Raw genomic sequence first — 22,039 nt, forward strand, 5'->3', positions numbered from 1 at the left:
TTCAGTGCTCCTGCCCGGCGCCGGCGGCGGCGTGTTCCGCCGCCCGCCCGCGCGGGCCGTGAAAGTATTCGTGGATCCAGGGATCGTCGGTCTGCTCGACCTGGGACAGGGGGCCGGCCACCAGGACCTTTTTCTGTGACAGCACCGCGACCCGATCGGTGATGGTGTAGAGCGTGTCCAGGTCGTGGGTGATCAGAAACACCGAAAGGCCCAAGGCATCGCGCAGGGTCAGGATCAACTGGTCGAACGCGGCGGCACCGATCGGGTCGAGGCCGGCGGTGGGCTCGTCGAGGAACAGGATGTCCGGATCGAGCGCCAGGGCACGGGCCAGGGCGGCGCGCTTGATCATGCCGCCGGACAGCGAGGACGGGTACTTGTCGGCGGCGGAGATCGGCAGGCCGGCCAGGGCCAGCTTGACCCCCGCCAGGTGCTCGGCGTCGGCCCGGGAGAGCCCGGCGTGTTCGATCAATGGCAGGGCCACGTTCTCGGTGACCGTGAGCGAGGAAAACAGCGCGCCCTTCTGGAACAGCACGCCAAAGCGTCGTTCCACCAGGGAGCGCTGCTCGCTGTTCAGTGTGGCCAGGTCCTGGCCGAACACCTTGACTTGGCCTCCGTTGGGCCGGCGCAGGCCGATGATGCTGCGCAGCAACACCGACTTGCCGCTACCCGAGCCACCGACCACGGCGAGGATCTCGCCGCGATACAGGTCCAGGTCGAGGTTTTCGTGCACGCTCTGGCTGCCGAATCGGTTACACAGCCCCCGGGCTTCGATCACTGCGTCTTGTGCGCCACTCACCAGCCCATCTCCATGAAGAACAGTGCGGCCACCGCATCGAGCACGATCACCACGAAAATCGACTGGACCACGCTGGAGGTGGTGTGCGCCCCCACCGATTCGGCGCTGCCGCTGACCTTGAAGCCTTCCAGGCAGCCGATGGCGGCGATCAGGAAGGCGAAGAACGGCGCTTTGACCAGGCCGACGATGAAGTGCTGCACGCCGATGTCGCTCTGCAGCAACGAAAGGAACATCGCTGGCGAGATGCCCAAGGACAGGGCACAGACCACGGCGCCGCCGACGATGCCGCAGATCATCGCGACGAAGGTCAACAGCGGCAGGGAGATCAGCAAGGCCAGCACTCGCGGCACCACCAGCAGTTCGATGGGGTTGAGCCCCAGGGTGCGGATGGCATCGATCTCTTCATTGGCTTTCATCGAGCCGATCTGTGCGGTGAAGGCGCTGGCGGTGCGTCCGGCCATGAGAATGGCGGTCAACAGCACGGCGAACTCCCGCAGGAAGGAAAACGCCACCAGGTCCACGGTGAACACCGTGGCGCCGAAGTCCGCGAGTACCGTGGCGCCGAGAAACGCCACCACCGCGCCCACCAGAAAGGTCAACAGTGCCACGATCGGTGCGGCGTCCAGGCCGGTCTGTTCGATGTGCGCCACCACCGGCGTGACCCGCCAGCGGTGAGGCTGCCAGGCTCTTCGGGCGAGCGTCTCGAGGATCAGGCCGATGAAGCCGAGCAATTGCCGGGTGTCCTCCCAGAGGGTGGCGACGGCGCAGCCGATGCGCTCGAGCAACAGCAGCAAGACGGGGCGTTCGGCTTCCTTGACCGGGATGCAGTAGTCCTGCACCGAGCAGTAGACGTTCTTTAGCAAGGCGCGGCTGGCTTCGGGTAGGTCGTTGGTGCAATGCGACAGGCGTTCGGAACCGAGCAACTCGGCCAGCAGCGAGGCGCCGGCGGTGTCGAGTCGGCCCAGTTGGCTCAGGTCGGCGATCGTGTCGTCACCATACTGCGAGCGCAGCCGTTCGCTCTCGCGCTTGAGGCTGGCGTAGTGGGCCAAGGTCCAATCACCGGCGATGCGCAGGCAAGCCGGTTGGCTGCTGGTGTCCAGGGTGGCGCTGGGGGTGGTCATAGGCTCCATGCATCTGACAGGGCGCTAGGCGTCGACTCAGATCATAGCGCACCAGAGCGGCCGGGGCTGCTGAGCTGTCGCTTGCCACCGGCACTCTGGGAGCGGGGTTGTCCGCGAATACGTCGGTGAAAGCAACACAAGACCGTTGCGCCCAAGCCTCACTGGGCTGGCGCGTCGTCGAGCACCTTGAAGCGCAGCACGCCAATCACCTGGCCATCCTCGGTCAGCACCCTCACCTGCCACTTGCCCACCGGGTTGGGCGGGAAGTTCTGTTTGTAGGTCCAGGCCCGATAGCCTTCCTTTCGCCCGCCATGGATGTCCAGGGCGATGCGGTCGACTTCTTTGCCGTTCAACTGCCACACATGATAGATGCGCTCGTTCAGGCCGCGCGGGGCGTTGATCGCGGTATAGGCATACAGGCCGCCGCTGCGGATGCGACTGACAGGGACTTCGTCGAGAGAGTCGCCGGGCTGGCGGTTCTGCACTTCAGTACTGACGGCCACTTCAGTCATCCACAGGGTCGCCGGGGGTACCCAGGAGCGCAACAGCCAACCGCCGCCGCCGACAGTCAGCGTCACCAGCACCAACGCCACTGCGCGGCGCCAGTTGTTGATCGGGAAACTGCTGGCCAGGCTCGGGAACGACAGCGCCATGGCGGCAATCAATGCCAGTTTGAAGCTTTGCGCGGTCGTCAGGTGCAGGATGATCGGCAACGCGGTCAGCAAGGCGGCGAACAGCGTTAGGGTGTGCAACGCCAGGAACAGCCAGCGTCGGGGCGCCAGCCACTTATAGTACAGCGGGTCGATGATCGAGATGAGGCCAGCCGCGCCGAGCAAGCCCGTGAACACCAGTTGGCCGCTGTTCCAGGTGGTGGTGATGAAGAAGAACGGCAGGACGAAGAACAGGCTTTCCTGGTGGATCATCTGCGTCGCATAGCGCAGCAGCGGTTGGGGAATCTCGCGTTTGAAGACCTTGGCGAACAGGCCTGTCAGGGTGTTCTCCAGCATCAGCCAGATCCAGCTGACCAGCATGAGGATGGCGACCCAGCTGGCCAGGCTGGCCTGGCGGTCGACGAGGATGAAACTGCCGATGCCGGACAGGAAGCCACCCAGCGCGATGACGCCGGGATAGCGCTTGAGCAGCTCGATCACGCGGATGACGAAATGGGGTATCGGGGGCATGGACGCAACAGACAAGAACGTGAGTGAGGCCAGGCAGGCCCTATCGCGGTAAAAGCCCGCGATAGGATGGGAACTGGCAAGATGATGCCGCAGGATACTGCCAAATCAGGGCTGGCGTGTAGCGCCGTCGGGCTCAGGTGCCCGATGGCGCCGCAGGCGCAGCAGGCCCACGGCCAGGATCACCCCCAATAGCAAGGCGAGTAGCCCATAAAGTTCGTCGAAGCCCAGCAGTGGCTTCTCGATGCGCAAATAACCGGGCTCCTTGAGCAAGGTACGCAAGGCGGCGTCGGCCTGCTTGAGGCTCACCTGGCGCAGCTTGCGCGCCGGGTCACGGAAGCGCCCGTCGTTGTAGTCGTTGAGCGCGCCCCAGTAATAGTCCGCCAGAGCGCTGTTGCCTTGGGTGCTCCAGCTTTCCCGGGCGATGGCCGCGTCCTTGATGCGAGCGAAGGTGTCCGGGTCCAGGCCGTTCTTGCGCAGATGATCGAACAACTGTTCCATCACCTTGATCGCCCGGTCGACATCCTGGCGTTCGAGGTCTGCGTTCAGGGCCAGCATGCCGGTATCGCCGAAGCTTTCGCGCCGCACCGATGGCCCGTAGGACAAGCCATGGCGCAGGCGTAACTGGTCGTACAGCGCCCAGTCCAGATAGCGCGAGAGCAGATCGAGGGTGGCGTTCTGGTCGTTGTCGGTCTCAGGCTCGATGAACAGCCAGTGCAGCTTGACGCTGTCGCCCAGCCAGCCGCGGGTCAGGTCGCGGCGTTGCTCGGCCTGTTGGGTGATGGTGTCGAGGTTACGACGCTCGCCCGGCTCGGTGGCCGGCAGTTCGCCGTAGGTGCGTTCCAGGTAGGCCGGCAGCAGGCGGTCCAGGCCGCCCACCACGATCAGGGTCATGTTGTTGGCGGCATACCAGCGTTCGCGCAGGGTTTTCACCTGCTCGAGGGTCATGTCGTCGAGGTTGGAGCGTTCGGCACACTTCAGGCCCAGCTCCACGGCCAACTGGTCGCTGCCTGGGTGGCCGATGTCCTGGCGGTCGAGCCAGCGTTGCAAGTGGCCGTAATGGCCGCCGTCCTCGCGTTCGATGATCTTTTTCGCGGTCGCCAGGGACGTGGCGTCGATGCGCGTGTCGCGGATCACCGACAGCAGCAGGTCCAGGACCTTGCGTTGGTTGCGCGCGGGCGCTTCGATCACGAAGGTGGTGTCGGCACTGCTGGTGTAGGCGTTCCACTCACCGCCCAGCGATTGCAGGCGCTCTTCCAGACCCCCTTCGCCGGTGTCGTCGATGCCGCTGAACAACAGGTGTTCGAGCAGATGCGGCAGTTCCTTCTGGTCACAGTCGAAATCATCCAAGCCGACGCCGACCACCAGGCGAATGGCCACATGATCGCGCTCATAGCCGGACTTGAGGATCACCTGCAGGCCGTTGGGCAACAGGTACCCCTCCACCCGCGAACGATCGAGGGCAAACGAGGGCAGGCTGCAGATCAGCAGGCAAACGAACATCAGGCAACGCATCGGCGAGCTCGGGTCTCCAGGTGTGTTCGAGTTTCAGGACAGGCGGGCCTCGTCCGGCACGCTGTCGAGCAGAAGTCCGCCCGTATCCGCGCCGCCCAGTACGACATAGGCACTGCTGCAGAACAAAGAGTTCAATCGCTTCATGTCGGCGATCAGCTCCAAGTGTAGCGAACTGGTTTCGATACTCTGCACCACTTTACGTTGCAGGCGGCTGACATGTGCGTGGGCCAGGCGCCGCTCCTGTGCGCGGAAACGGCGCTTCTCGCGCAGCAGCAAGCGCGCACTCTCGGGGTCTGCACTGAGGAACACCGACAAGCCCAGGCGCAGGTTGGCCAGCAACTGTTCCTGAAGGCCAGTGAGTTCTTCCAGCCCGACTTGGGAAAACTCCCGGCGCTGCGAGGTCTTTTGCTGTTGGACTTTGCGCAGCATGCGCTCGATCAGGTCGCTGGCGAGCTTGAGGTTGATGGCCAGCTCGATGATCTCTGCCCAGCGCCGGTTGTCCTGTTCGCTCAGGTCTTCCCGGGACATCTGTGCCAGGTACAGCTTGATGGCGCTGTACAAGGCTTCGGCATCCTCGCCCAGGGCGCGCACTTGCTGAGGCAGTGCGGTCTGGGTGCCGCGTAGCGCGCCGAGCATGGCTTCGAGCAGGTTGTCGACGATATCGCCTAGGCGCAGGGTTTCGCGGGCGGCGTTGGCCAGGGCCAGGCTCGGTGTGCTCAGGGCGGTGGCGTCCAGGTGGCGTGCCTTGATCGGCCCATTGCCGTTCTCGCGTTCTGGCAGTAACCAACTGCACAACCGACCCATGGGTTTGACCGTGGGCAGCATGACCAGGCAGCGCAGCGTGTTGTAGAGCAGGTGGAAGCCGATCACCAGCTCCTGGGGGCTGAAAGTCAGCGAGTCCATCCAGTCCACCAGCGGATGCAGCACGGGAATGATCAGTACCAGGCCGATCAATTTGTACAGCAGGCTGCCCAGGGCGACCCGGCGGCCGGCGGAGTTCTGCATGCTGGTGGTCAGGAAGGCCAGCAGGCCGCTGCCGATGTTGGCGCCCACCACCAGGCCGATCGCCACCGGCAAGCTGATGACTTCGGCGCCCGCGAGGGTGGCGGTGAGTAGCACGGCGGCCAGGCTGGAATAGGACACCAGGGCGAACAAGGCGCCCACCAGGGCATCGAGCATGATGTCGCCGGTCAGCGAGGCGAACAGCACTCGTACACCCTGGGCATGGGTGATCGGCGCGGCAGCCTGCACGATCAGTTGCAGGGCCAGGATGATCAGGCCCAGGCCGATGCCCACGCGCCCGAGCTGGCCGGCGCGGGTCTGTTTGCGCGAGAGGAAGAAGATCACCCCGAGGAAGATCAGCAGTGGCGACAGCCACGACAGGTCGAAGGTCAGCACCCGCGCCATCAGCGCGGTGCCCACGTCGGCGCCCAGCATGATCGCCAGTGCCGGGGTCATGGCCATCAAGCCCTGCCCCACGAACGAGGTCACCAGCATCGCGGTGGCGTTGCTGCTCTGCACCATGGCGGTGACCACGATGCCGGCGACAAAGGCCAGCGGGCGCTTGCTCATGTTCTGGCTGAGCACACGACGCAGGTTTGAGCCGTACACGCGCAGGATGCCGGTACGCACGATATGCGTGCCCCACACCAGCAAGGCCACGGCGGACAGCAAGTTGAGCAGGGTCAGCATGTTCTGGGCCCCCTTGTTGCCTTGTGCCCCAGGCTGGGGCCAATAGGTGAAGCTGTGAGCCGGGCCCGGGGGTGGGCTGTTTTTTGGGGCTCACTGAAGCTTTAGTTGTTTTGCGGACCTGCCGCCAGCTTCGCATGCTCGCCAGGCATTTGAAACATTTGAGTCATGAAAGGGCTGTCATCAACCCGAGGGAACTTCGCGCCAGAAACGAGAAAGGACCCCGAAGGGCCCTTTCTTTCTTGCGCTTCCTGATCTTATTGACCCGGAATGTCTTTGCGCAGTTTCACCGGTTCATGCTCCTTGCCTTGTTTTCGTGCCAAGGCGGTGCGCATGCGGATGTTGATCGCCTCGACCGCCAGGGAGAACGCCATGGCGAAGTAGACGTAGCCTTTTGGTACATGCACGTCGAAGGATTCGGCAATCAGCACTGTACCGACCACGATCAGGAACGACAGGGCCAGCATTTTCAGCGACGGGTGCTTGTCGATGAACTCGCTGATGGTGCCGGCGCAGAGCATCATCACCAGTACGGCAACGATGATCGCGGCGATCATCACCGGTACGTGGGAGACCATGCCCACGGCAGTGATCACCGAGTCCAGCGAGAACACGATGTCGATGATGGCGATCTGGATAATGGTGTAGAAGAACTTGCCGCCTGCGCCCTTGGGCTCTTCCGCGTTTTCGTCCTCGCCTTCGAGGCCGTGGTAGATCTCTTGGGAGCTCTTCCAGAGCAGGAACAGGCCACCGAAGAACAGGATCAGGTCACGCCCCGAGATGCCCTGCTCGAAGATGACGAACAGGTCGTCGGTCAAGCGCATCACCCAGGTGATCGACAGCAGCAGCATGATGCGGGTGACCATGGCCAGGGCCAGGCCGAAGATCCGCGTGCGCGGCTGCATGTGCTTGGGCATGCGGCTGACCAGGATCGAGATCATGATGATGTTGTCGATACCGAGAACGATCTCAAGCGCCGTAAGAGTAAAAAAGGCAACCCAGATTTCCGGGCTGGTCAGCCATTCCATGTGTTTTCCTTTGAACGATAAGGGCGACGCACCCAGGCGGGTGCGTCGCGGTTGAATAGTGCGCGTTTCTTACAGACTGCTGAACAGCGGGAAGATCCCCATGAGCAGCGCGGCGAGCATTATGCACAGGCACACGAGTACTGCCCACTTGAGCGTGAAGCGCTGGTGATCGCCGAATTCGATACCCGCCAGAGCCACCAGCAGGTAGGTAGAGGGTACCAAGGGGCTCAGCAGGTGTACCGGCTGTCCGACGATCGACGCGCGGGCCATTTCTACCGGAGTGATGCCATAGTGGCTGGCCGCTTCGGAGAGTACCGGGAGAACCCCGTAGTAGAAGGCGTCGTTGGACATGAAGAAGGTGAACGGCATGCTGACGATCGCCGTGATTACCGCCAGGTACGGCCCGAGTGCGTCGGGAATCACCGCCAACAGACTCTTGGACATGGCTTCGACCATGCCAGTGCCAGAGAGGATGCCGGTGAAGATACCCGCGGCGAAAATCAGCCCGGTCACGGCCAGCACGCTGCCTGCGTGGGCGGCGATGCGGTCTTTTTGCTGCTGCAGGCACGGGTAGTTGACGATCATCGCGATGCTGAAGGCGATCATGAACAGCACCGGCAGCGGCAAGGCGCCAGCGATCAGGGCGACCATCAGCGCGGCGGTCAGGGCGCCGTTGAACCAGATCAGCTTGGGCCGACGGGCTTCCGGGAACTGCGAAACGGTGATCTCGCTGTGGTCGATGTCGTCGGTGGGCAGGTGCAGTTCGCCCAGCCGGGCCCGTTCGCGCTTGCCGTAGAGGTAAGCGATGGCCAGGATCGCCACCACGCCGAACGCCATGGCCGGGATCATCGGCACGAAGATGTCGGACGGGTCGACATGCAGGGCGCTGGCGGCACGAGCGGTGGGGCCGCCCCAGGGGGTCATGTTCATCACGCCGCCCGCGAGGATGATCAGGCCGGCCATGATCCGCGGGCTCATTCCCAGGCGGCTGTAGAGCGGCAGCATGGCGGCGCAGCAGATCATGTAGGTGGTGGCGCCGTCACCGTCGAGCGAGACCACCAGCGCCAGCGCCGCGGTGCCGACCGACACTTTGAGCGGGTCACCTTTGACCAGCTTGAGGATCTTGCGCACGGCCGGGTCGAACAGGCCGGAGTCGATCATCAGGGCGAAGTAGAGAATGGCGAACATCAGCATGACGCCGGTGGGCGCGAGCTTGCTGATGCCTTCGAGCATCATGGGGCCGATATGGCTGTAGAAGCCACCGAACAGGGCGAACAGGATCGGTACCAGGATCAGGGCGATCAAGGCCGACAGGCGCTTGGTCATGATCAGGTACATGAACGAAATGACCATGGCGAAGCCGAGGAAGGTCAGCATGGCGGTACTCCAGGCGGTGCGCTGCGAAAGGAAAGTCGATTCGGGCGGGTCAGCGCGTCAGGCGCTGCGCGGGGAGTAGCCGGAGGGGTACAGCGAACAGGCGGGCACAGGAAAACATCGGGTATCACCATTGTTGTTGTTGATTGGGCCGGGCGCGGAAACTTCCGGGTGCCCTGGCTGACCGGTCTGCTGCCGGTGGTGGGGCTATCCTATTGGCGGAAGCTTTCAGCCAGCTTTCGGCTGGAACCAGGCGACAGGAGGTAGTGCCGATGCCCGATGTTATGGAAGGTGGCTGCCATTGCGGCGCCCTGCGCTATCGCCTGCAAGGCGAGCTGACGGATATCGCCCATTGCCACTGCTCGATCTGCAGGCGCGTCAGCGGTGGTCTGGTGGTGACCTGGCTTACCTTGCCCCGCGACGATTTCATGTGGCTCACGGGGACGCCGGGTTGTTATGTCGCCCCGGCCAGTTGCAGCCGTTACTTTTGCACCAACTGCGGGGCTCATGTGGCGCTGGTGACGCTGCACAGCCCCGATAGCATCGACGTGACGGTAGCGACCCTGGACCACCCGGAACGGGTGCGGGCCAACCGACACATCTGGACCAGCAGCCGGTTGCCGTGGTTGCATCTGGATGAGGATTTGCCTGGAGAGGCGCAGGAGAGCACTTGATGGCGGGGAACGGATGGGTTGTTCGCGGGTGAGCCCGCTATCACCTGGTCTGCGGTGAATCCTGCGGGAGCGGGGTTACCCGCGAACGAGGCGTCATCGTCCCGAGCGGGATCAAGGAAGCTGCAAACCACCCGCGGCTTTGTGCAGTTCCCTCAAATGCACGCCGATCTGCTTCACATTGGCCTCCACCGCCGCGATCTCGTTGGCCCGCGAAGGCTCGAGCAGTGCCCGTACTTCCTTGTCCAGATCGGTGCTCAGGCGCAGCAATTGGGCCTGGCGCTCGCTACTGATCTTCTCGAGCTGCTTGCGCTCTTCTGGCTGTGGCAAGCCATAGCCCTTGTTTTCCAGCAACTCCGCCGGCCGGCTGAGGAAGCCGCTGTTGGCGAGCATCTTCTGCAAGGTGTCGTTGGCCTTGGAGATACTGCCGTCCTTGAGGGCGGTGGCGTTCAGGTAGCGCTGTTTGACCTCGTCCTGGGCCAGCAGCAGCTGGCGGCGAAGGCTGGCCTGTTCGAGCAGCAACAACGCGGCGCTGGTGCGCAGGTCTGCCTGCTGGAACCAGGTACTGCGGTCTTTGGCATCCAGGGCCAACCAGTCTTCGACGTTGTCCTGCTTGATCGGCAGCTGTTTCTTCAGCACATCGAACATGGCCTGGTAGCGCTCGCGGTAGGAGTCGAAGCGATAGCCCAGGCGCAGGGCCTCACGTGGGTCATCCAGGACACTGGTATCGGCCAGCCCCCGCCCTTTGAGTACTTCCAGAAGGCCGTTGGGCATGATGCTGTCCAGATCGTTCAGCCGTGGATTGCCAGTGCCACTGCGCAGCAGTTTCAGGGACTCGACCGCACAATTGTTGGACAGGAAGTAATAGTTGCCGTCATAGCTCCAGTGAATCTCCGCAGCCTGGCGCACCAGGCTTTCAACCTCTTGACGGCTGAGCTTGAGCGGGATCGACGCCAGGCTGCGCAGTTCGGTCTTGGTGTACTCGTCGATCACCTGGCTCAGTGGCAGCACGAACAATCGCGAAGGGTAGGCACCGGTCAGGCCGTCCCAGCTGGACAACTGCACGTCATTGACGAACGCCCGGTATGACAGCACCAAGTGTTGGTCCAGGTCCAGCCGGCAGTCTGGGCCACGAGGCCTGCCAGGGGCGCAGATCACCAGGCGCAACATGCTGTGGCCCCAACGGCTCACCCAGTTCTGGTTGGCTTCGGCCAGCAGGTAATCGACCTCATAGACCCTCTGCGGGTCGATCTCGCCCAGAGGCTGGCGGGCGAAGTCGGTTCCGGCATTGAGAAATGGCAGACCGCTGACGCAGGTGTTCTGCTGCGGAGCCCAGCCGAAGTGGTCGCGCAGGTATTGATTCAGCGCGGGGCGGCGGCAGGCATAGCTCGGGTCGAGGAGGAAGTACTCCATGTTGACCGCAACGAACTCCTTGGGGCTGCTCAGCTCGTAGCTGTCAGGGCTGCGGGCCAGTTGGCCATTGTGTTGCTCGCGTTCGCCGCGGCGGCCGACATACTGGGGCCACCCGGCCAGGTCGAGCAGGCGCGGGTCATCGCTCAGGGTAAAGCGCCGTTCAGCCTGGCCTCGGCACTGCTCAGGCAGGCCGATCTTGCCCAAGGTGCCCTGCTGGCGCTTGCAGCGGGTGATCACCTGGCGTTCGGCCCCGGGCCAAAGGCGGGCGCGGTCGTAGATGTGCGTCAGTTCGTGAAGCACGGTGGCCAGCAGCTCCTGACGGACCGTGCCATGGGGGCGGTTGGTCTGCTTTTTGGCCGCGCTGCCATCGGTAAGGCTGGGCAGCAGACGGCGGTTCAGCTCAAGCGTCGCGACCGGCGACGCCTGGCCATAGGCGTCGGCAGGCATGCGCTCGCTCCAGCTGACCTGGATGCGTCGATCCAGTTGCTGCTTGAAACGGGGGGGAAGCTTGCCCATGGCCTCGTCGAGCAGGGCTTGGGAGGCCTGCTGCTGTTGAAGGTCGAGGCCGGTAGCCTGCAGCTCGAGCTGCAGGCCGGCCAGGGCGGGCGTGCCGAGCAGCGTCAGGACGCAGCCCAGCAGCCAGGCACGCACGTGGCTCACAGGGCGAGGATGGCTTCGGCCAGTACCTGGTCGCTGGCGTCGCGTGCTTCTGGGACGCGCTGACGAAGGGTGTCGAAGGCGGCCTCCAGTTGCGCGCCGCGGATCTCGCCATTGCTGGCGACGAAACTGGCGGCATCGTCGTGGGCTTGTTGCACCACTTTGGAATCGCGGATGGACGTCGTGGTGTCAGAGGTGAAATCGATCGAACGGCCAAAGGCACGGACGATGATATTGCTGGTGGCCACCAGGGTTTGTGCCTGGGCCAGGTCGGCCAGCAACAGCATGCCGAGGGCAGCGGCGATCAGCGGTTTACGCATGGAGCATCTCCGGAAGATACAAGGAGTCAGATATGTTTATTGGACGAGAATTGCCTCGGCCAGTTCACGGTCACCGACAGAATGGAACGCATGGGCATGTCGCAGCGAATCGAGTGCCGCCTGCAGACGGGCACTGCGGATCTGGCCGTCGGTGGCCACGAAGGCTGCGGCGTCGTCGCGGGCCTGGATGACCAGCTTGCGGTCGAACGGCGCGGAGGTCACCTTGCTGGTGACGTAACCGCTGGCGACCAGGCTCTGGGTGCTGACATCCATGGCATGGGCGCTTCCCACGCCGATGAGGGCGAACAGTAACGGCAACGAATAACGCATGGAGTTCTGAAGGCGATGGAGGTGAACGGCGAAGGCTACCCCGGATATGTCGGCCAAGGCCAGTGTGTCCGGTTTGAATGGGGTCGGTGTGCAGCCCTTTCGCGGGGGAAAGCCCCTTTCACTGGCATTGAGCAGCATCTTGGGGCTTGCCCGCGCTGGGTAGGCAGCGTCAGAGCGCAAGGATGGCCTGGGCCAGTTGCGCGTCGCTGGCTTGCAGGCTTGGCAGCTGCTGGCGGATATGGATGAACGCGCTTTCGAGCTTGGCGCCGCGGATCGCGCCTTCGCTGCCGACGAAGGTCGCGGCATCGTCACGGGCAGCCTGGACGATCTTGCTGTCACGGAACGACGAAGAGAGATCGGAGGTGGCATCGGTGGAGGCGGCTACGCCGCGCACGACCGTGTCGGTGGTGACGACGAAGCTGGTGGCGTTGGCAGTGCCGGCCAGGGCCAGCAGCAGGGCGGCGCCGATGAGGTGTTTACGGGACATGGTCGTGGACTCCTGCGTAAGGGTCTGGGTGGTTCTGGTTATTTGCCGCACGCTCGGCTCGTCGCGATGCTTTCAACCAAGCGGCTGAATGAAGCGTATCACGCGACGGCGATGCAGAGGCCAACTGCACGGGCTTCGCGGGGAACTGTTATGGTATGTTTTATGATTAGTAAAACTGTACCTGTTGGCGCTGGAGGCTGTGCACTAGAGCCCTGCAAACAAAAAGCCCGTCGCGGTTTCCCACGACGGGCTTTTGAAATTCTCGGGCGCCGGCCGAGGCCAGCGAGCCCGGGCTTAGCGCCAGAACGGCTTGCTCAGCTCTTCGTAACGCTGGGACTCGGTGATACCGGCGTCAGCCAGCAGACGACCGTCCAGGCGAGCCAGCTGACGGCGGCTGCTGATACGACGCTGCCACAGCAGCAGGGTCGACAGCGCGCGCAGAGGCAGCGAAGCGTGGGAGGCTTGAGCGTTGTTTTCGAAAACCAGATCGGAACTGAGGGTACGTTCCATGATGTGTCATCCTTCCGCTTATGGCGGCATTAGGTAGTGATTTAACTGATGCCAATGATCCTCCTCTGCTGTCCAGAACAGTAGATACAGTTAACCAGTATTGCGATCACTCAGTTAACTGTCCAAGCCGACTGTTGCACTCGAAATTGGCGAAACTGTACTGGTGCGCACTTGTTTGGTGCAAAAACGGCGCGGTTGGAATTTGTGACAACGCAAAAGTGATGTTTTTACAGGTACAGTAGTACAGTTTTTGTTGGTATTAGACGAGGCAGGCCAACAGACTGTATGGGTCAGAATGCAATCGCGGTAACAGCCCGCCCCCACGTAGGTGAGGACGGGCTGTTACCGCGAAAGGTTCAGGCAGGCTGTGCTGGATCAGCTGGCGAGCATGCGACCGCTTTCTTCCAGGTTTTCGTGCCAGCTCAACGCCTCGCGCAGAATGTGCGGGGTGTGGCCGCCACGCTGGCAGGCGCGGTCGAAATAGTCGTTCAGCGCGGCGCGGTAGTCCGGGTGCACGCAGTTGTCGATGATCGCCCGTGCGCGTTCGCGCGGTGCCAGGCCACGCAGGTCAGCCAGGCCTTGCTCGGTGACGAGGATGTCCACGTCATGCTCGGTGTGGTCCACGTGGCTGACCATTGGCACCACGCTGGAGATCGCGCCGCCTTTGGCGATCGATTTGGTGACGAATACGGCCAGGTGGGCGTTGCGGGCGAAATCGCCGGAGCCGCCAATGCCATTCATCATCTTGGTGCCACAGACGTGAGTGGAGTTGACGTTGCCATAGATGTCGAACTCCAACGCGGTGTTGATACCGATGATGCCCAGGCGACGCACCACTTCGGGATGGTTGGAGATTTCCTGTGGACGCAGGACGAGCTTGTCCTTGTAGCGCTCCAGGTTGCCGAATACATCTGCGTTGCGGCGGGTCGACAGGGTGATCGAGCTGCCCGAGGCAAAGCGCAGCTTGCCGGCGTCGATCAGATCGAAGGTCGAGTCCTGCAGCACTTCGGAGTACATGGTCAGGTCTTCGAACGGCGACTCGATCAGGCCGCACATGACCGCGTTGGCGATGCTGCCGATGCCGGCCTGCAGTGGGCCGAGCTTGTTGGTCATGCGGCCGGCATCCACTTCTCGCTTCAAGAAGTCGATCAGGTGGTCGGCGATGGCCTGGGTTTCGTCGTCCGGCGGCAGCACGGTGGACGGCGAGTCGGGTTGGTCGCTGATCACGATGCCGACGATCTTGGCCGGGTCGATCGGGATCGCGGTGCTGCCGATGCGGTCATCGACTTTCACCAGCGGAATAGGGGTACGGGTCGGACGGTAGGTCGGGATATAGATGTCGTGCAAGCCTTCGAGGTTGGCGTTGTGCGACAGGTTGATCTCGACTATCACCTGCTTGGCGAAGATCGCGAAGCTGGCCGAGTTACCTACGGATGTGGTCGGAACGATGTGGCCTTGCTCGGTGATCGCCACGGCCTCGATGACCGCGATGTCCGGCAGCTTGAGTTGCTGGTTGCGCAGTTGCTCGACGGTTTCCGACAAGTGCTGGTCGATGAACATCACCTGGCCGTCGTTGATGGCCTTGCGCAGGGTGCTGTCCACTTGGAACGGCATGCGGCGGGCGAGCACGCCAGCCTCGGTCAGCTGCTTGTCCAGGTCGTTGCCCAGGCTGGCGCCAGTCATCAGGCTGATCTTCAGGGGCGACTGCTTGGCGCGTTCGGCCAGGGCATGCGGCACGGCCTTGGCTTCGCCGGCGCGGGTGAAGCCGCTCATGCCGACGGTCATGCCGTCCTGGATCAGGCCAGCGGCATCAGCCGCACTCATTACCTTGCTGTGCAGGGAGGACAAGCGGATACGATCACGGTACATGGATTGTTATCTCGGGCTACTGAAGCTACTGGAGCGCAGTCTAGAGATTTCGCCCGTTGCCGTCCCACGACCATGGTCGTAGGCGAAGGCTGGATTTAGAGCCGTTGATCTGGATCATGCAAACGAAAAACCCCCGGGCATGACACCCGGGGGTTTTATGGGATGGCCTGCGCTTCTATATATAAGTGCAGGTGAGTCCGGCGATCATTCCACGGCCTTGACCATGTCCTCGATCACCTTCTTGGCATCCCCGAACACCATCATGGTCTTGTCCAGGTAGAACAGTTCGTTGTCCAGGCCTGCGTAGCCGCTGGCCATGGAGCGCTTGTTGACGATGATGGTCTTGGCCTTGAACGCCTCGAGGATCGGCATGCCGGCGATCGGCGACTTGGGGTCGTTCTTCGCTGCCGGGTTCACCACGTCGTTGGCGCCCAGCACCAGCACAACATCGGCCTGGCCGAACTCGGCGTTGATGTCTTCCATCTCGAAGACCTGGTCGTACGGCACCTCGGCTTCGGCCAGCAGCACGTTCATGTGCCCAGGCATGCGCCCCGCCACCGGGTGGATTGCGTATTTAACGGTCACGCCGTTGTGGGTCAGCTTCTCGGTCAGTTCCTTGAGCGCGTGCTGGGCGCGGGCCACCGCCAGGCCGTAGCCAGGCACGATGATCACGCTGTCGGCGTTGCTCAGCAGGAAGGTTGCGTCGTCGGCCGATCCGGACTTCACCGGACGCTGCTCCTGGGAGCCTGCGCTGGCGCCGGCATCGGCATCGGCGCCGAAGCCGCCGAGGATGACGTTGAAGAACGAACGGTTCATCGCCTTGCACATGATGTACGAGAGGATCGCACCGCTGGAGCCGACCAGGGAGCCGGCGATGATCAGCATCGAGTTGTTCAGCGAGAAGCCGATACCGGCCGCTGCCCAACCCGAATAGCTGTTGAGCATGGACACCACCACCGGCATGTCGGCGCCACCGATCGGAATAATGATCAGCACGCCCATGATGAACGCCAAGGCGAGCATCAGGGTGAAGGCACTGTAATGGCCAGTGAAGGTGAACAGCAGGCCCAAGGCAATGGTGGCCAGGCCCAGGATCAAGTTCAGCTTGTGCTGCCCGGTGAACTGTACCGGTGCGCCTTGGAACAGGCGGAACTTGTACTTGCCCGACAGCTTGCCAAAGGCGATGACCGAGCCGGAGAAGGTGATCGCACCGATGGCCGCACCGAGGAACAGCTCCAGGCGGTTACCGGTGGGGATCGGGTCGCTGATGCTGGCGACGATGCCCAGCGACTGCGGCTCGAGCACCGCGGCGATGGCGATGAACACCGCTGCCAGACCGATCATGCTGTGCATGAAGGCCACCAGCTCCGGCATCTTGGTCATCTCGACGCGCTTGGCCATGATCGAACCGGCGCTGCCGCCGATCAACAGGCCGACGATCACGTAGCCGATGCCAGCAGTCGCCAGCTCTGCACCCAGCTTGTAGATGAGGCCGACCGTGGTGAGGATCGCGATCCCCATGCCGATCATGCCGAACAGGTTACCCCGGCGCGAGGTGGTCGGGTGCGACAGGCCCTTGAGCGCCTGGATGAAGCAGACGGAGGCGACCAGGTAGAGAAGCGTTACCAGATTCATGCTCATGCTTACTTCTGCCCCTCGTTCTTGGTTTTCTTCTTGAACATTTCCAGCATGCGGCGGGTGACCAGGAAGCCACCGAACACGTTGACCGCCGCCAGCGCCACGGCCAGGGTGCCCATGATCTTGCCTGCCGGGGTCACGGTCAGCGCGGCGGCCAGCATGGCGCCCACGATGACGATCGCGGAGATGGCGTTGGTGACGGCCATCAGTGGTGTGTGCAGCGCCGGGGTGACGTTCCAGACCACGTGGTATCCCACATAGATGGCCAGCACGAAGATGATCAGGTTGTAGATGCCATGGGAAATCAGCATATCTTCCATTGTCGTGCTCCTTAACCGTTCTTGCGCACGACCTGGCCGTCGCGGCACATCAGGCACGCGGCGACGATGTCGTCTTCGAGGTTGATCACCAGCGCGCCGTCCTTGTCGAACAGCAGCTTCATGAAGTCCAGCAGATTGCGTGCGTACAGCGCCGAGGCATCGGCAGCGACCTGAGCTGGCAGGTTGGTCGGGCCGACGATGGTCACGCCCTGTGCCATCACCACCTGATCCGCTACGGTCAGCGGGCAGTTACCGCCCTGGGCGGCGGCCAGGTCGATGACCACGGCGCCGGGCTTCATCTGGGCCACGGTTTCGGCACTGAGCAGTGTCGGCGCCTTGCGCCCGGGGATCAGCGCGGTGGTGATGACGATATCGGCCTGCTTGGCGCGCTCGTGCACGGCCTGGGCCTGGCGTTGCATCCAGCTGGCTGGCATGGGGCGGGCGTAGCCACCGACGCCTTCGGCGCATTCACGCTCCTCGTCGGTTTCGTAGGGCACGTCGATGAACTTGGCGCCCAGGGACTCGATCTGCTCCTTCACGGCCGGGCGTACGTCCGACGCCTCGATCACCGCACCCAGACGCTTGGCTGTGGCAATGGCCTGCAAGCCTGCGACACCGGCGCCAAGAATCAGTACACGGGCGGCTTTTACCGTACCGGCAGCAGTCATCAGCATAGGCATGAAGCGCGGATAGTAATGGGCAGCCAGCAACACTGCCTTGTAGCCGGCAATGTTGGCCTGGGATGACAACACGTCGAGGCTTTGGGCGCGAGAAGTGCGTGGCGCCGCCTCGAGGGCGAAGGCGGTGATACCGCGTTCGGCCATCTTGGCGATCATGTCGTTGTTGAACGGGTTGAGCATGCCCACCAGCAGCGTGCCGCTGTTGATCTGCGCAAGCTCCTGATCACTGGGCGCGACGACCTTGAGCACCAATTGCGCGCCGAAGGCATCGGCGGCGTTGCCCAGGGAAGCGCCAGCGGCCTCATAGGCACTGTCCGGAATGCTGGCATTGAGCCCTGCCCCCCGTTGGACGGTGACCTGATGACCCTGGCCAACCAGCTTCTTGATGGTTTCCGGGGTGGCGGCGACCCGCGTTTCGCCCGTCTGCGTCTCGAGAGGAACACCAATGTGCACGACTTATTCTCCTGCGGTGACCTTTTGTCATTGTTGAAGCCAGCGCACTTCGGGTGGTGCGTCTGGTGCGGCCGTTCAGCATGAACCCGCCGGTTCCGGGGCGGGTCGAGCATTTTGCAGACGAACCGGAGGGGCTTCAACCGGTTCTGAAGCGATACGAAGCCAAAACTACAAGTCACCCTGTGACCGTATGTCGCAACAAGCTGGAAGCAGCCCGTCAAACACAGGGTATTCGGAGATTAAGGTAAAAACTGCAATTTTTTGTAGGCGTTTCGCGGATGCGTTCGTGGATGTCGCAAATAAGCTCTGAAAGCCGCGTGGTTGGCCGGTTTGAAGGCGTTTTTGACGCAACCTGAACAGTTTTCTAATTAGCGACAAATCCTTATATCTGTAGGTGTTTAAAATAATTAACTACAGAGTCAGGTTTTCATGTCGTCACGATGGGTCGCGGTGTAGTGCTCAGCCTGTTGCACCAGCCAATCGCGGAAGGCGCGCAGCGATGCCGATTCCACCTTGCGGTCTGGAATCATTAGGTAATAGGCCTTGGCACTGGCCAGAGCGTGGCGGTTCGCGATGACCAGCCTGCCCTCCTCCAGCTCACGCTGGATCAGGAACGGCGGAATCAGGGCGATGCCCATCTCGTGCATGGCGGCTTGGGCGAGCATTGAGAATAGCTCATAGCGCGGGCCTGTCATGTCGCGCTCAACATCCATGTCCAGGTGCCCAAACCATTGCCGCCAGGCGTAGGGTCGGGTGGTCTGTTGCAGCAGCGGCAGCTCGGCGATGCGTCGCGGCTCGAGGCTGCCCTGCCCCTCCAGCAACGCCGGGCTGCACACGGGCACAGGGTTTTCGCCCATCAGTCGGTGGGATTGGGTACCGGACCAGTCCCCGTCGCCGAAATAAATGGCCGCATCGAAGGCGGTGTCGGCGAACAGGAACGGTCGCGTGCGATTGGTGAGGTTCACCGTGACGTCCGGGTGACGTTGCTGAAAGTCCTTCAGGCGTGGCAGCAGCCATTGCGTGCCGAAAGTCGGTACCACGGCCAGTTCGATCACATTCGCACCCTGCTGACGCATTACCGACAAGGTATCGCGCTCGACCGCATCGAGCTGCGCCGCGACCTGGCGACTATAAGACAAGCCCGCCTCGGTCAATTTCACCCCTCGGCGGGAGCGGCGGAACAGCTCCACATTCAGAAAAGCCTCCAGACCTCCGATTTGCCGACAGACGGCACCCTGAGTCAGGGCCAGTTCCTGGGCGGCCTTGGTGAAGCTCTCGTGGCGCGCGGCTGCCTCGAAGCAGACCAATGCCGTGGTGCTGGGAATCTTACGACGCATGTACGTCAACCTCACTTGTCAGCCTTTGAATTTAGGGCTTTTCAGTTTTACGAAGTGAGAAAATATCACTAAAAGGTGCGCAATCCTCGTTTGTCCAGACGGCCGATCGGGCCTAGGATCAAGGCACAAGAAACTCAGCTTCCCTATTTCGAGGTATTCGCTCATGGCCGGTAAAGCAAGCTTCAACTGGATCGACCCGCTGCTGCTGGACCAGCAGCTCACTGAAGAAGAGCGCATGGTCCGTGACAGCGCTTATCAGTTCGCCCAGGACAAGCTGGCGCCCCGTGTGCTGGAGGCCTTCCGCCACGAGCAGACCGACCCGGCGATCTTCCGGGAAATGGGCGAAGTCGGCCTGCTCGGCGCCACTATCCCGGTCGAATACGGTGGCAGCGGCTTGAACTACGTGTGCTATGGCCTGATTGCCCGTGAGGTGGAGCGCATCGACTCTGGCTATCGCTCGATGATGAGCGTTCAGTCGTCGCTGGTGATGGTGCCGATCAACGAGTTCGGCAGCGAAGCGCAGAAACAGAAGTACCTGCCCAAGCTCGCCGCCGGTGAGTGGATCGGCTGCTTTGGTCTGACCGAGCCAAACCACGGCTCCGACCCGGGCTCGATGATAACCCGCGCGCGCAAGGTCGATGGCGGCTACCGTCTCACCGGCAGCAAGATGTGGATCACCAACAGCCCGATCGCCGATGTTTTCGTGGTATGGGCCAAGGACGATGCCGGCGACATCCGCGGCTTCATTCTCGAAAAGGGCTGGGAAGGCCTGAGCGCGCCGGCCATCCACGGCAAGGTCGGCCTGCGAGCCTCGATCACCGGCGAAATCGTCATGGACAACGTGTTCGTGCCGGAAGAGAACATGTTCCCTGAAGTGCGTGGTCTGAAAGGCCCGTTCACCTGCCTGAATTCCGCTCGCTATGGCATCTCCTGGGGCGCCCTGGGGGCAGCCGAGGCCTGCTGGCACACCGCTCGCCAATACACCCTGGACCGCAAGCAGTTCGGCCGTCCGTTGGCTGCCAACCAGCTGATCCAGAAGAAGCTGGCCGACATGCAGACCGAGATCACCCTGGCGCTCCAGGGCTGCCTGCGCTTGGGGCGGATGAAGGACGAAGGTACCGCAGCGGTGGAGATCACCTCCATCATGAAGCGCAACTCGTGCGGCAAGGCCCTGGACATCGCCCGTATGGCGCGTGACATGCTTGGTGGCAACGGTATCTCCGACGAATTCGGTGTAGCCCGCCATCTGGTCAACCTCGAGGTGGTCAACACCTATGAAGGTACCCACGATGTGCACGCGCTGATCCTGGGTCGTGCCCAGACTGGAATCCAGGCGTTCTATTGATAGAGGAGCTGGCCATGGGTGCGCTATCACATCTGCGGGTGCTGGATCTTTCTCGCGTGCTGGCGGGCCCTTGGTCCGGTCAGATCCTTGCCGACCTTGGGGCTGATGTGATCAAGGTCGAGCGCCCGGGCACGGGGGACGATACCCGTTCCTGGGGGCCGCCCTTCCTCAAGGACGCGCAGGGTGAGAACACCAGCGAAGCGGCCTATTATCTATCGGCCAACCGCAACAAGCGGTCGGTGACCATCGACTTTACCCAGCCTGAAGGCCAGCGCCTGGTGCGTGAGCTGGCGGCGAAGTCCGACATCGTCATCGAGAACTTCAAAGTGGGCGGCCTGGCGGCCTATGGGCTGGACTATGCGAGCCTGAAGGCGGTCAACCCCAAGCTCATCTATTGCTCCATCACCGGTTTCGGGCAGACCGGCCCTTATGCCAAGCGGGCCGGATATGACTTCATGATCCAAGGGTTGGGCGGGCTGATGAGCCTGACCGGCCGCCCGGAAGGTGAAGAAGGCGCGGGGCCCATCAAGGTGGGCGTCGCCCTGACCGACATCCTGACGGGGTTGTATTCGACCGTGGCGATCCTGGCTGCCCTCGCCTACCGCGATCAGACCGGTGTCGGTCAGCATGTGGACATGGCGTTGCTGGATGTTCAAGTGGCCTGCTTGGCCAACCAGGCGATGAACTACCTGACTACGGGCACCCCGCCACGGCGGCTGGGCAATGCGCACCCCAATATCGTGCCTTATCAGGATTTCCCGACGGCGGATGGCAACTTCATCCTCACCGTGGGCAACGATGGGCAGTTCCGCAAGTTTGCCGAAGTGGCTGGCCAGCCACAGTGGGCAGACGACCCGAGGTTTGCCACCAATAAGCAGCGTGTGGCCCATCGCGCCGAGCTGATTCCGTTGATTCGCCAGGCCACGGTATTCAAGACCACGGCTGAATGGGTCAGTGAGTTGGAAAAGGCGGGCGTGCCTTGCGGGCCGATCAACGACTTGGCGCAGATGTTCCAGGATCCGCAGGTGCTGGCGCGTGGGTTGGCGCTCGATATTGCTCACCCACTAGCGGGTACCGTGCCTCAGGTGGCCAGTCCCATTCGGTTGTCCGAGACGCCGGTGGAGTATCGCCAGGCGCCGCCACTGCTCGGTGAGCACACCAATGCAGTATTGGCGCAAGTGTTGGGGATGGATGTCGATGCGGTGCAGCGCTTGAGAAGTGCCGGGGTGATCTGAAGCGTCTTCTATATAGACAGAAGCGGGGGGGCCGTCAGGCCTCCCCGCTTTGCTTTTCAGTCGCTTTTAAGGT

The 22,039-nt window shown here is 62.5% G+C and carries 20 protein-coding genes; 3 read left to right on the forward strand and 17 right to left on the reverse strand.

Features of this window, described 5'->3' with window-relative positions; all coding sequences use genetic code 11:
* Window position 1: 1 nt before the first annotated feature.
* The 7 genes from ABOA88_RS21250 to ABOA88_RS21280 all read right to left on the reverse strand — a co-directional run bounded on the left by ABOA88_RS21250 (window position 2) and on the right by ABOA88_RS21280 (window position 8,704).
* Window positions 2-796, reverse strand: coding sequence for an ABC transporter ATP-binding protein (locus ABOA88_RS21250; protein ID WP_196170213.1), 795 nt, complete (start codon window positions 794-796; stop codon window positions 2-4).
* Complete coding sequence (locus tag ABOA88_RS21255) at window positions 793-1,926, reverse strand: ABC transporter permease (RefSeq protein ID WP_367850528.1); 1,134 nt, start codon at window positions 1,924-1,926, stop codon at window positions 793-795. The genes ABOA88_RS21250 and ABOA88_RS21255 overlap by 4 nt, the downstream gene beginning before the upstream one ends.
* 149 nt (window positions 1,927-2,075) lie before the next feature.
* Complete coding sequence (locus ABOA88_RS21260) at window positions 2,076-3,098, reverse strand: DUF5924 family protein (protein ID WP_196170211.1); 1,023 nt, start codon at window positions 3,096-3,098, stop codon at window positions 2,076-2,078.
* Window positions 3,099-3,203: 105 nt separating this feature from the next.
* Window positions 3,204-4,610 (reverse strand): M16 family metallopeptidase, encoded by a 1,407-nt coding sequence (locus tag ABOA88_RS21265; RefSeq protein WP_196170210.1) that lies wholly within the window; start codon window positions 4,608-4,610, stop codon window positions 3,204-3,206.
* Between the two features lie 33 nt (window positions 4,611-4,643).
* On the reverse strand, window positions 4,644-6,302 hold the full coding sequence (locus ABOA88_RS21270) for a Na/Pi cotransporter family protein (protein WP_196170209.1): 1,659 nt from the start codon (window positions 6,300-6,302) through the stop codon (window positions 4,644-4,646).
* Window positions 6,303-6,556: 254 nt separating this feature from the next.
* Window positions 6,557-7,327 carry a TerC family protein gene (locus ABOA88_RS21275; protein ID WP_043207762.1) on the reverse strand — a complete coding sequence of 257 codons (771 nt, stop codon included), beginning with the start codon at window positions 7,325-7,327 and terminating at the stop codon, window positions 6,557-6,559.
* 69 nt (window positions 7,328-7,396) lie between these two features.
* Window positions 7,397-8,704 (reverse strand): CitMHS family transporter, encoded by a 1,308-nt coding sequence (locus tag ABOA88_RS21280; protein WP_043207764.1) that lies wholly within the window; start codon window positions 8,702-8,704, stop codon window positions 7,397-7,399.
* A 269-nt stretch (window positions 8,705-8,973) separates the two neighbouring features.
* Between ABOA88_RS21280 and ABOA88_RS21285 the strand changes: the two genes are divergently transcribed.
* Window positions 8,974-9,375 (forward strand): GFA family protein, encoded by a 402-nt coding sequence (locus ABOA88_RS21285; protein ID WP_196170208.1) that lies wholly within the window; start codon window positions 8,974-8,976, stop codon window positions 9,373-9,375.
* Window positions 9,376-9,486: 111 nt separating this feature from the next.
* Here the strand turns inward: ABOA88_RS21285 and ABOA88_RS21290 are convergent, their stop codons facing one another.
* The 10 genes from ABOA88_RS21290 to ABOA88_RS21335 form a co-directional block, all read right to left on the reverse strand.
* Window positions 9,487-11,445, reverse strand: a complete 1,959-nt coding sequence (locus ABOA88_RS21290; RefSeq protein ID WP_196170207.1) for a DUF7844 domain-containing protein — start codon at window positions 11,443-11,445, stop codon at window positions 9,487-9,489.
* Complete coding sequence (locus ABOA88_RS21295; protein WP_043207767.1) at window positions 11,442-11,762, reverse strand: DUF2388 domain-containing protein; 321 nt, start codon at window positions 11,760-11,762, stop codon at window positions 11,442-11,444. Before ABOA88_RS21295 ends, ABOA88_RS21290 begins: the two co-directional genes overlap by 4 nt.
* A 36-nt stretch (window positions 11,763-11,798) precedes the next feature.
* Entirely contained in the window at window positions 11,799-12,092 is a 294-nt protein-coding gene (locus ABOA88_RS21300) for a DUF2388 domain-containing protein (RefSeq protein WP_196170206.1), read from the reverse strand.
* Between the two features lie 169 nt (window positions 12,093-12,261).
* A complete protein-coding gene (locus ABOA88_RS21305) occupies window positions 12,262-12,579 on the reverse strand; it encodes a DUF2388 domain-containing protein (protein WP_043207771.1) in 318 nt (105 codons plus the stop codon).
* Between the two features lie 294 nt (window positions 12,580-12,873).
* The gene (locus tag ABOA88_RS21310) at window positions 12,874-13,089 is read right to left on the reverse strand and encodes a DUF1127 domain-containing protein (protein ID WP_196170204.1); all 216 of its coding nucleotides are present in this window, start codon (window positions 13,087-13,089) and stop codon (window positions 12,874-12,876) included.
* A 375-nt stretch (window positions 13,090-13,464) separates the two neighbouring features.
* The gene (locus ABOA88_RS21315) at window positions 13,465-14,958 is read right to left on the reverse strand and encodes an acetyl-CoA hydrolase/transferase family protein (protein ID WP_070575815.1); all 1,494 of its coding nucleotides are present in this window, start codon (window positions 14,956-14,958) and stop codon (window positions 13,465-13,467) included.
* 204 nt (window positions 14,959-15,162) lie between these two features.
* Window positions 15,163-16,599: an NAD(P)(+) transhydrogenase (Re/Si-specific) subunit beta gene (locus ABOA88_RS21320; protein WP_043207776.1), complete on the reverse strand. Its 1,437-nt coding sequence runs from the start codon at window positions 16,597-16,599 to the stop codon at window positions 15,163-15,165.
* 2 nt (window positions 16,600-16,601) lie between these two features.
* On the reverse strand, window positions 16,602-16,916 hold the full coding sequence (locus tag ABOA88_RS21325; RefSeq protein ID WP_070091410.1) for an NAD(P) transhydrogenase subunit alpha: 315 nt from the start codon (window positions 16,914-16,916) through the stop codon (window positions 16,602-16,604).
* An 11-nt stretch (window positions 16,917-16,927) separates the two neighbouring features.
* Window positions 16,928-18,049: a Re/Si-specific NAD(P)(+) transhydrogenase subunit alpha gene (locus ABOA88_RS21330; protein ID WP_367850527.1), complete on the reverse strand. Its 1,122-nt coding sequence runs from the start codon at window positions 18,047-18,049 to the stop codon at window positions 16,928-16,930.
* Window positions 18,050-18,468: 419 nt separating this feature from the next.
* Window positions 18,469-19,386 carry a LysR family transcriptional regulator gene (locus ABOA88_RS21335; RefSeq protein ID WP_196170202.1) on the reverse strand — a complete coding sequence of 306 codons (918 nt, stop codon included), beginning with the start codon at window positions 19,384-19,386 and terminating at the stop codon, window positions 18,469-18,471.
* Between the two features lie 163 nt (window positions 19,387-19,549).
* On the opposite strand from ABOA88_RS21335, the gene ABOA88_RS21340 reads away from it, so the two are divergent.
* Both ABOA88_RS21340 and ABOA88_RS21345 read left to right on the forward strand, forming a co-directional pair.
* The gene (locus tag ABOA88_RS21340; RefSeq protein WP_043207786.1) at window positions 19,550-20,731 is read left to right on the forward strand and encodes an acyl-CoA dehydrogenase; all 1,182 of its coding nucleotides are present in this window, start codon (window positions 19,550-19,552) and stop codon (window positions 20,729-20,731) included.
* A 14-nt stretch (window positions 20,732-20,745) separates the two neighbouring features.
* A complete protein-coding gene (locus tag ABOA88_RS21345) occupies window positions 20,746-21,966 on the forward strand; it encodes a CaiB/BaiF CoA transferase family protein (RefSeq protein WP_196170201.1) in 1,221 nt (406 codons plus the stop codon).
* Window positions 21,967-22,039: the final 73 nt, after the last annotated feature.

The organism is Pseudomonas sp. PKS (genome assembly GCF_051913525.1).
Classification (GTDB): domain Bacteria; phylum Pseudomonadota; class Gammaproteobacteria; order Pseudomonadales; family Pseudomonadaceae; genus Aquipseudomonas; species Aquipseudomonas guariconensis_D.

What these genes read in the sequence shown, in the direction of transcription:
- ABOA88_RS21255 (WP_367850528.1), bottom strand. Translation starts at nt 1,926, where the DNA reads ATGGAGCCTATGACCACCCCCAGCGCCACCCTGGACACCAGCAGCCAA.
- ABOA88_RS21260 (WP_196170211.1), bottom strand. Translation starts at nt 3,098, where the DNA reads ATGCCCCCGATACCCCATTTCGTCATCCGCGTGATCGAGCTGCTCAAG.
- ABOA88_RS21265 (WP_196170210.1), bottom strand. Translation starts at nt 4,610, where the DNA reads ATGCGTTGCCTGATGTTCGTTTGCCTGCTGATCTGCAGCCTGCCCTCG.
- ABOA88_RS21270 (WP_196170209.1), bottom strand. Translation starts at nt 6,302, where the DNA reads ATGCTGACCCTGCTCAACTTGCTGTCCGCCGTGGCCTTGCTGGTGTGG.
- ABOA88_RS21275 (WP_043207762.1), bottom strand. Translation starts at nt 7,327, where the DNA reads ATGGAATGGCTGACCAGCCCGGAAATCTGGGTTGCCTTTTTTACTCTT.
- ABOA88_RS21280 (WP_043207764.1), bottom strand. Translation starts at nt 8,704, where the DNA reads ATGCTGACCTTCCTCGGCTTCGCCATGGTCATTTCGTTCATGTACCTG.
- ABOA88_RS21285 (WP_196170208.1), top strand. Translation starts at nt 8,974, where the DNA reads ATGCCCGATGTTATGGAAGGTGGCTGCCATTGCGGCGCCCTGCGCTAT.
- ABOA88_RS21295 (WP_043207767.1), bottom strand. Translation starts at nt 11,762, where the DNA reads ATGCGTAAACCGCTGATCGCCGCTGCCCTCGGCATGCTGTTGCTGGCC.
- ABOA88_RS21300 (WP_196170206.1), bottom strand. Translation starts at nt 12,092, where the DNA reads ATGCGTTATTCGTTGCCGTTACTGTTCGCCCTCATCGGCGTGGGAAGC.
- ABOA88_RS21305 (WP_043207771.1), bottom strand. Translation starts at nt 12,579, where the DNA reads ATGTCCCGTAAACACCTCATCGGCGCCGCCCTGCTGCTGGCCCTGGCC.
- ABOA88_RS21310 (WP_196170204.1), bottom strand. Translation starts at nt 13,089, where the DNA reads ATGGAACGTACCCTCAGTTCCGATCTGGTTTTCGAAAACAACGCTCAA.
- ABOA88_RS21315 (WP_070575815.1), bottom strand. Translation starts at nt 14,958, where the DNA reads ATGTACCGTGATCGTATCCGCTTGTCCTCCCTGCACAGCAAGGTAATG.
- ABOA88_RS21320 (WP_043207776.1), bottom strand. Translation starts at nt 16,599, where the DNA reads ATGAGCATGAATCTGGTAACGCTTCTCTACCTGGTCGCCTCCGTCTGC.
- ABOA88_RS21325 (WP_070091410.1), bottom strand. Translation starts at nt 16,916, where the DNA reads ATGGAAGATATGCTGATTTCCCATGGCATCTACAACCTGATCATCTTC.
- ABOA88_RS21335 (WP_196170202.1), bottom strand. Translation starts at nt 19,386, where the DNA reads ATGCGTCGTAAGATTCCCAGCACCACGGCATTGGTCTGCTTCGAGGCA.
- ABOA88_RS21340 (WP_043207786.1), top strand. Translation starts at nt 19,550, where the DNA reads ATGGCCGGTAAAGCAAGCTTCAACTGGATCGACCCGCTGCTGCTGGAC.
- ABOA88_RS21345 (WP_196170201.1), top strand. Translation starts at nt 20,746, where the DNA reads ATGGGTGCGCTATCACATCTGCGGGTGCTGGATCTTTCTCGCGTGCTG.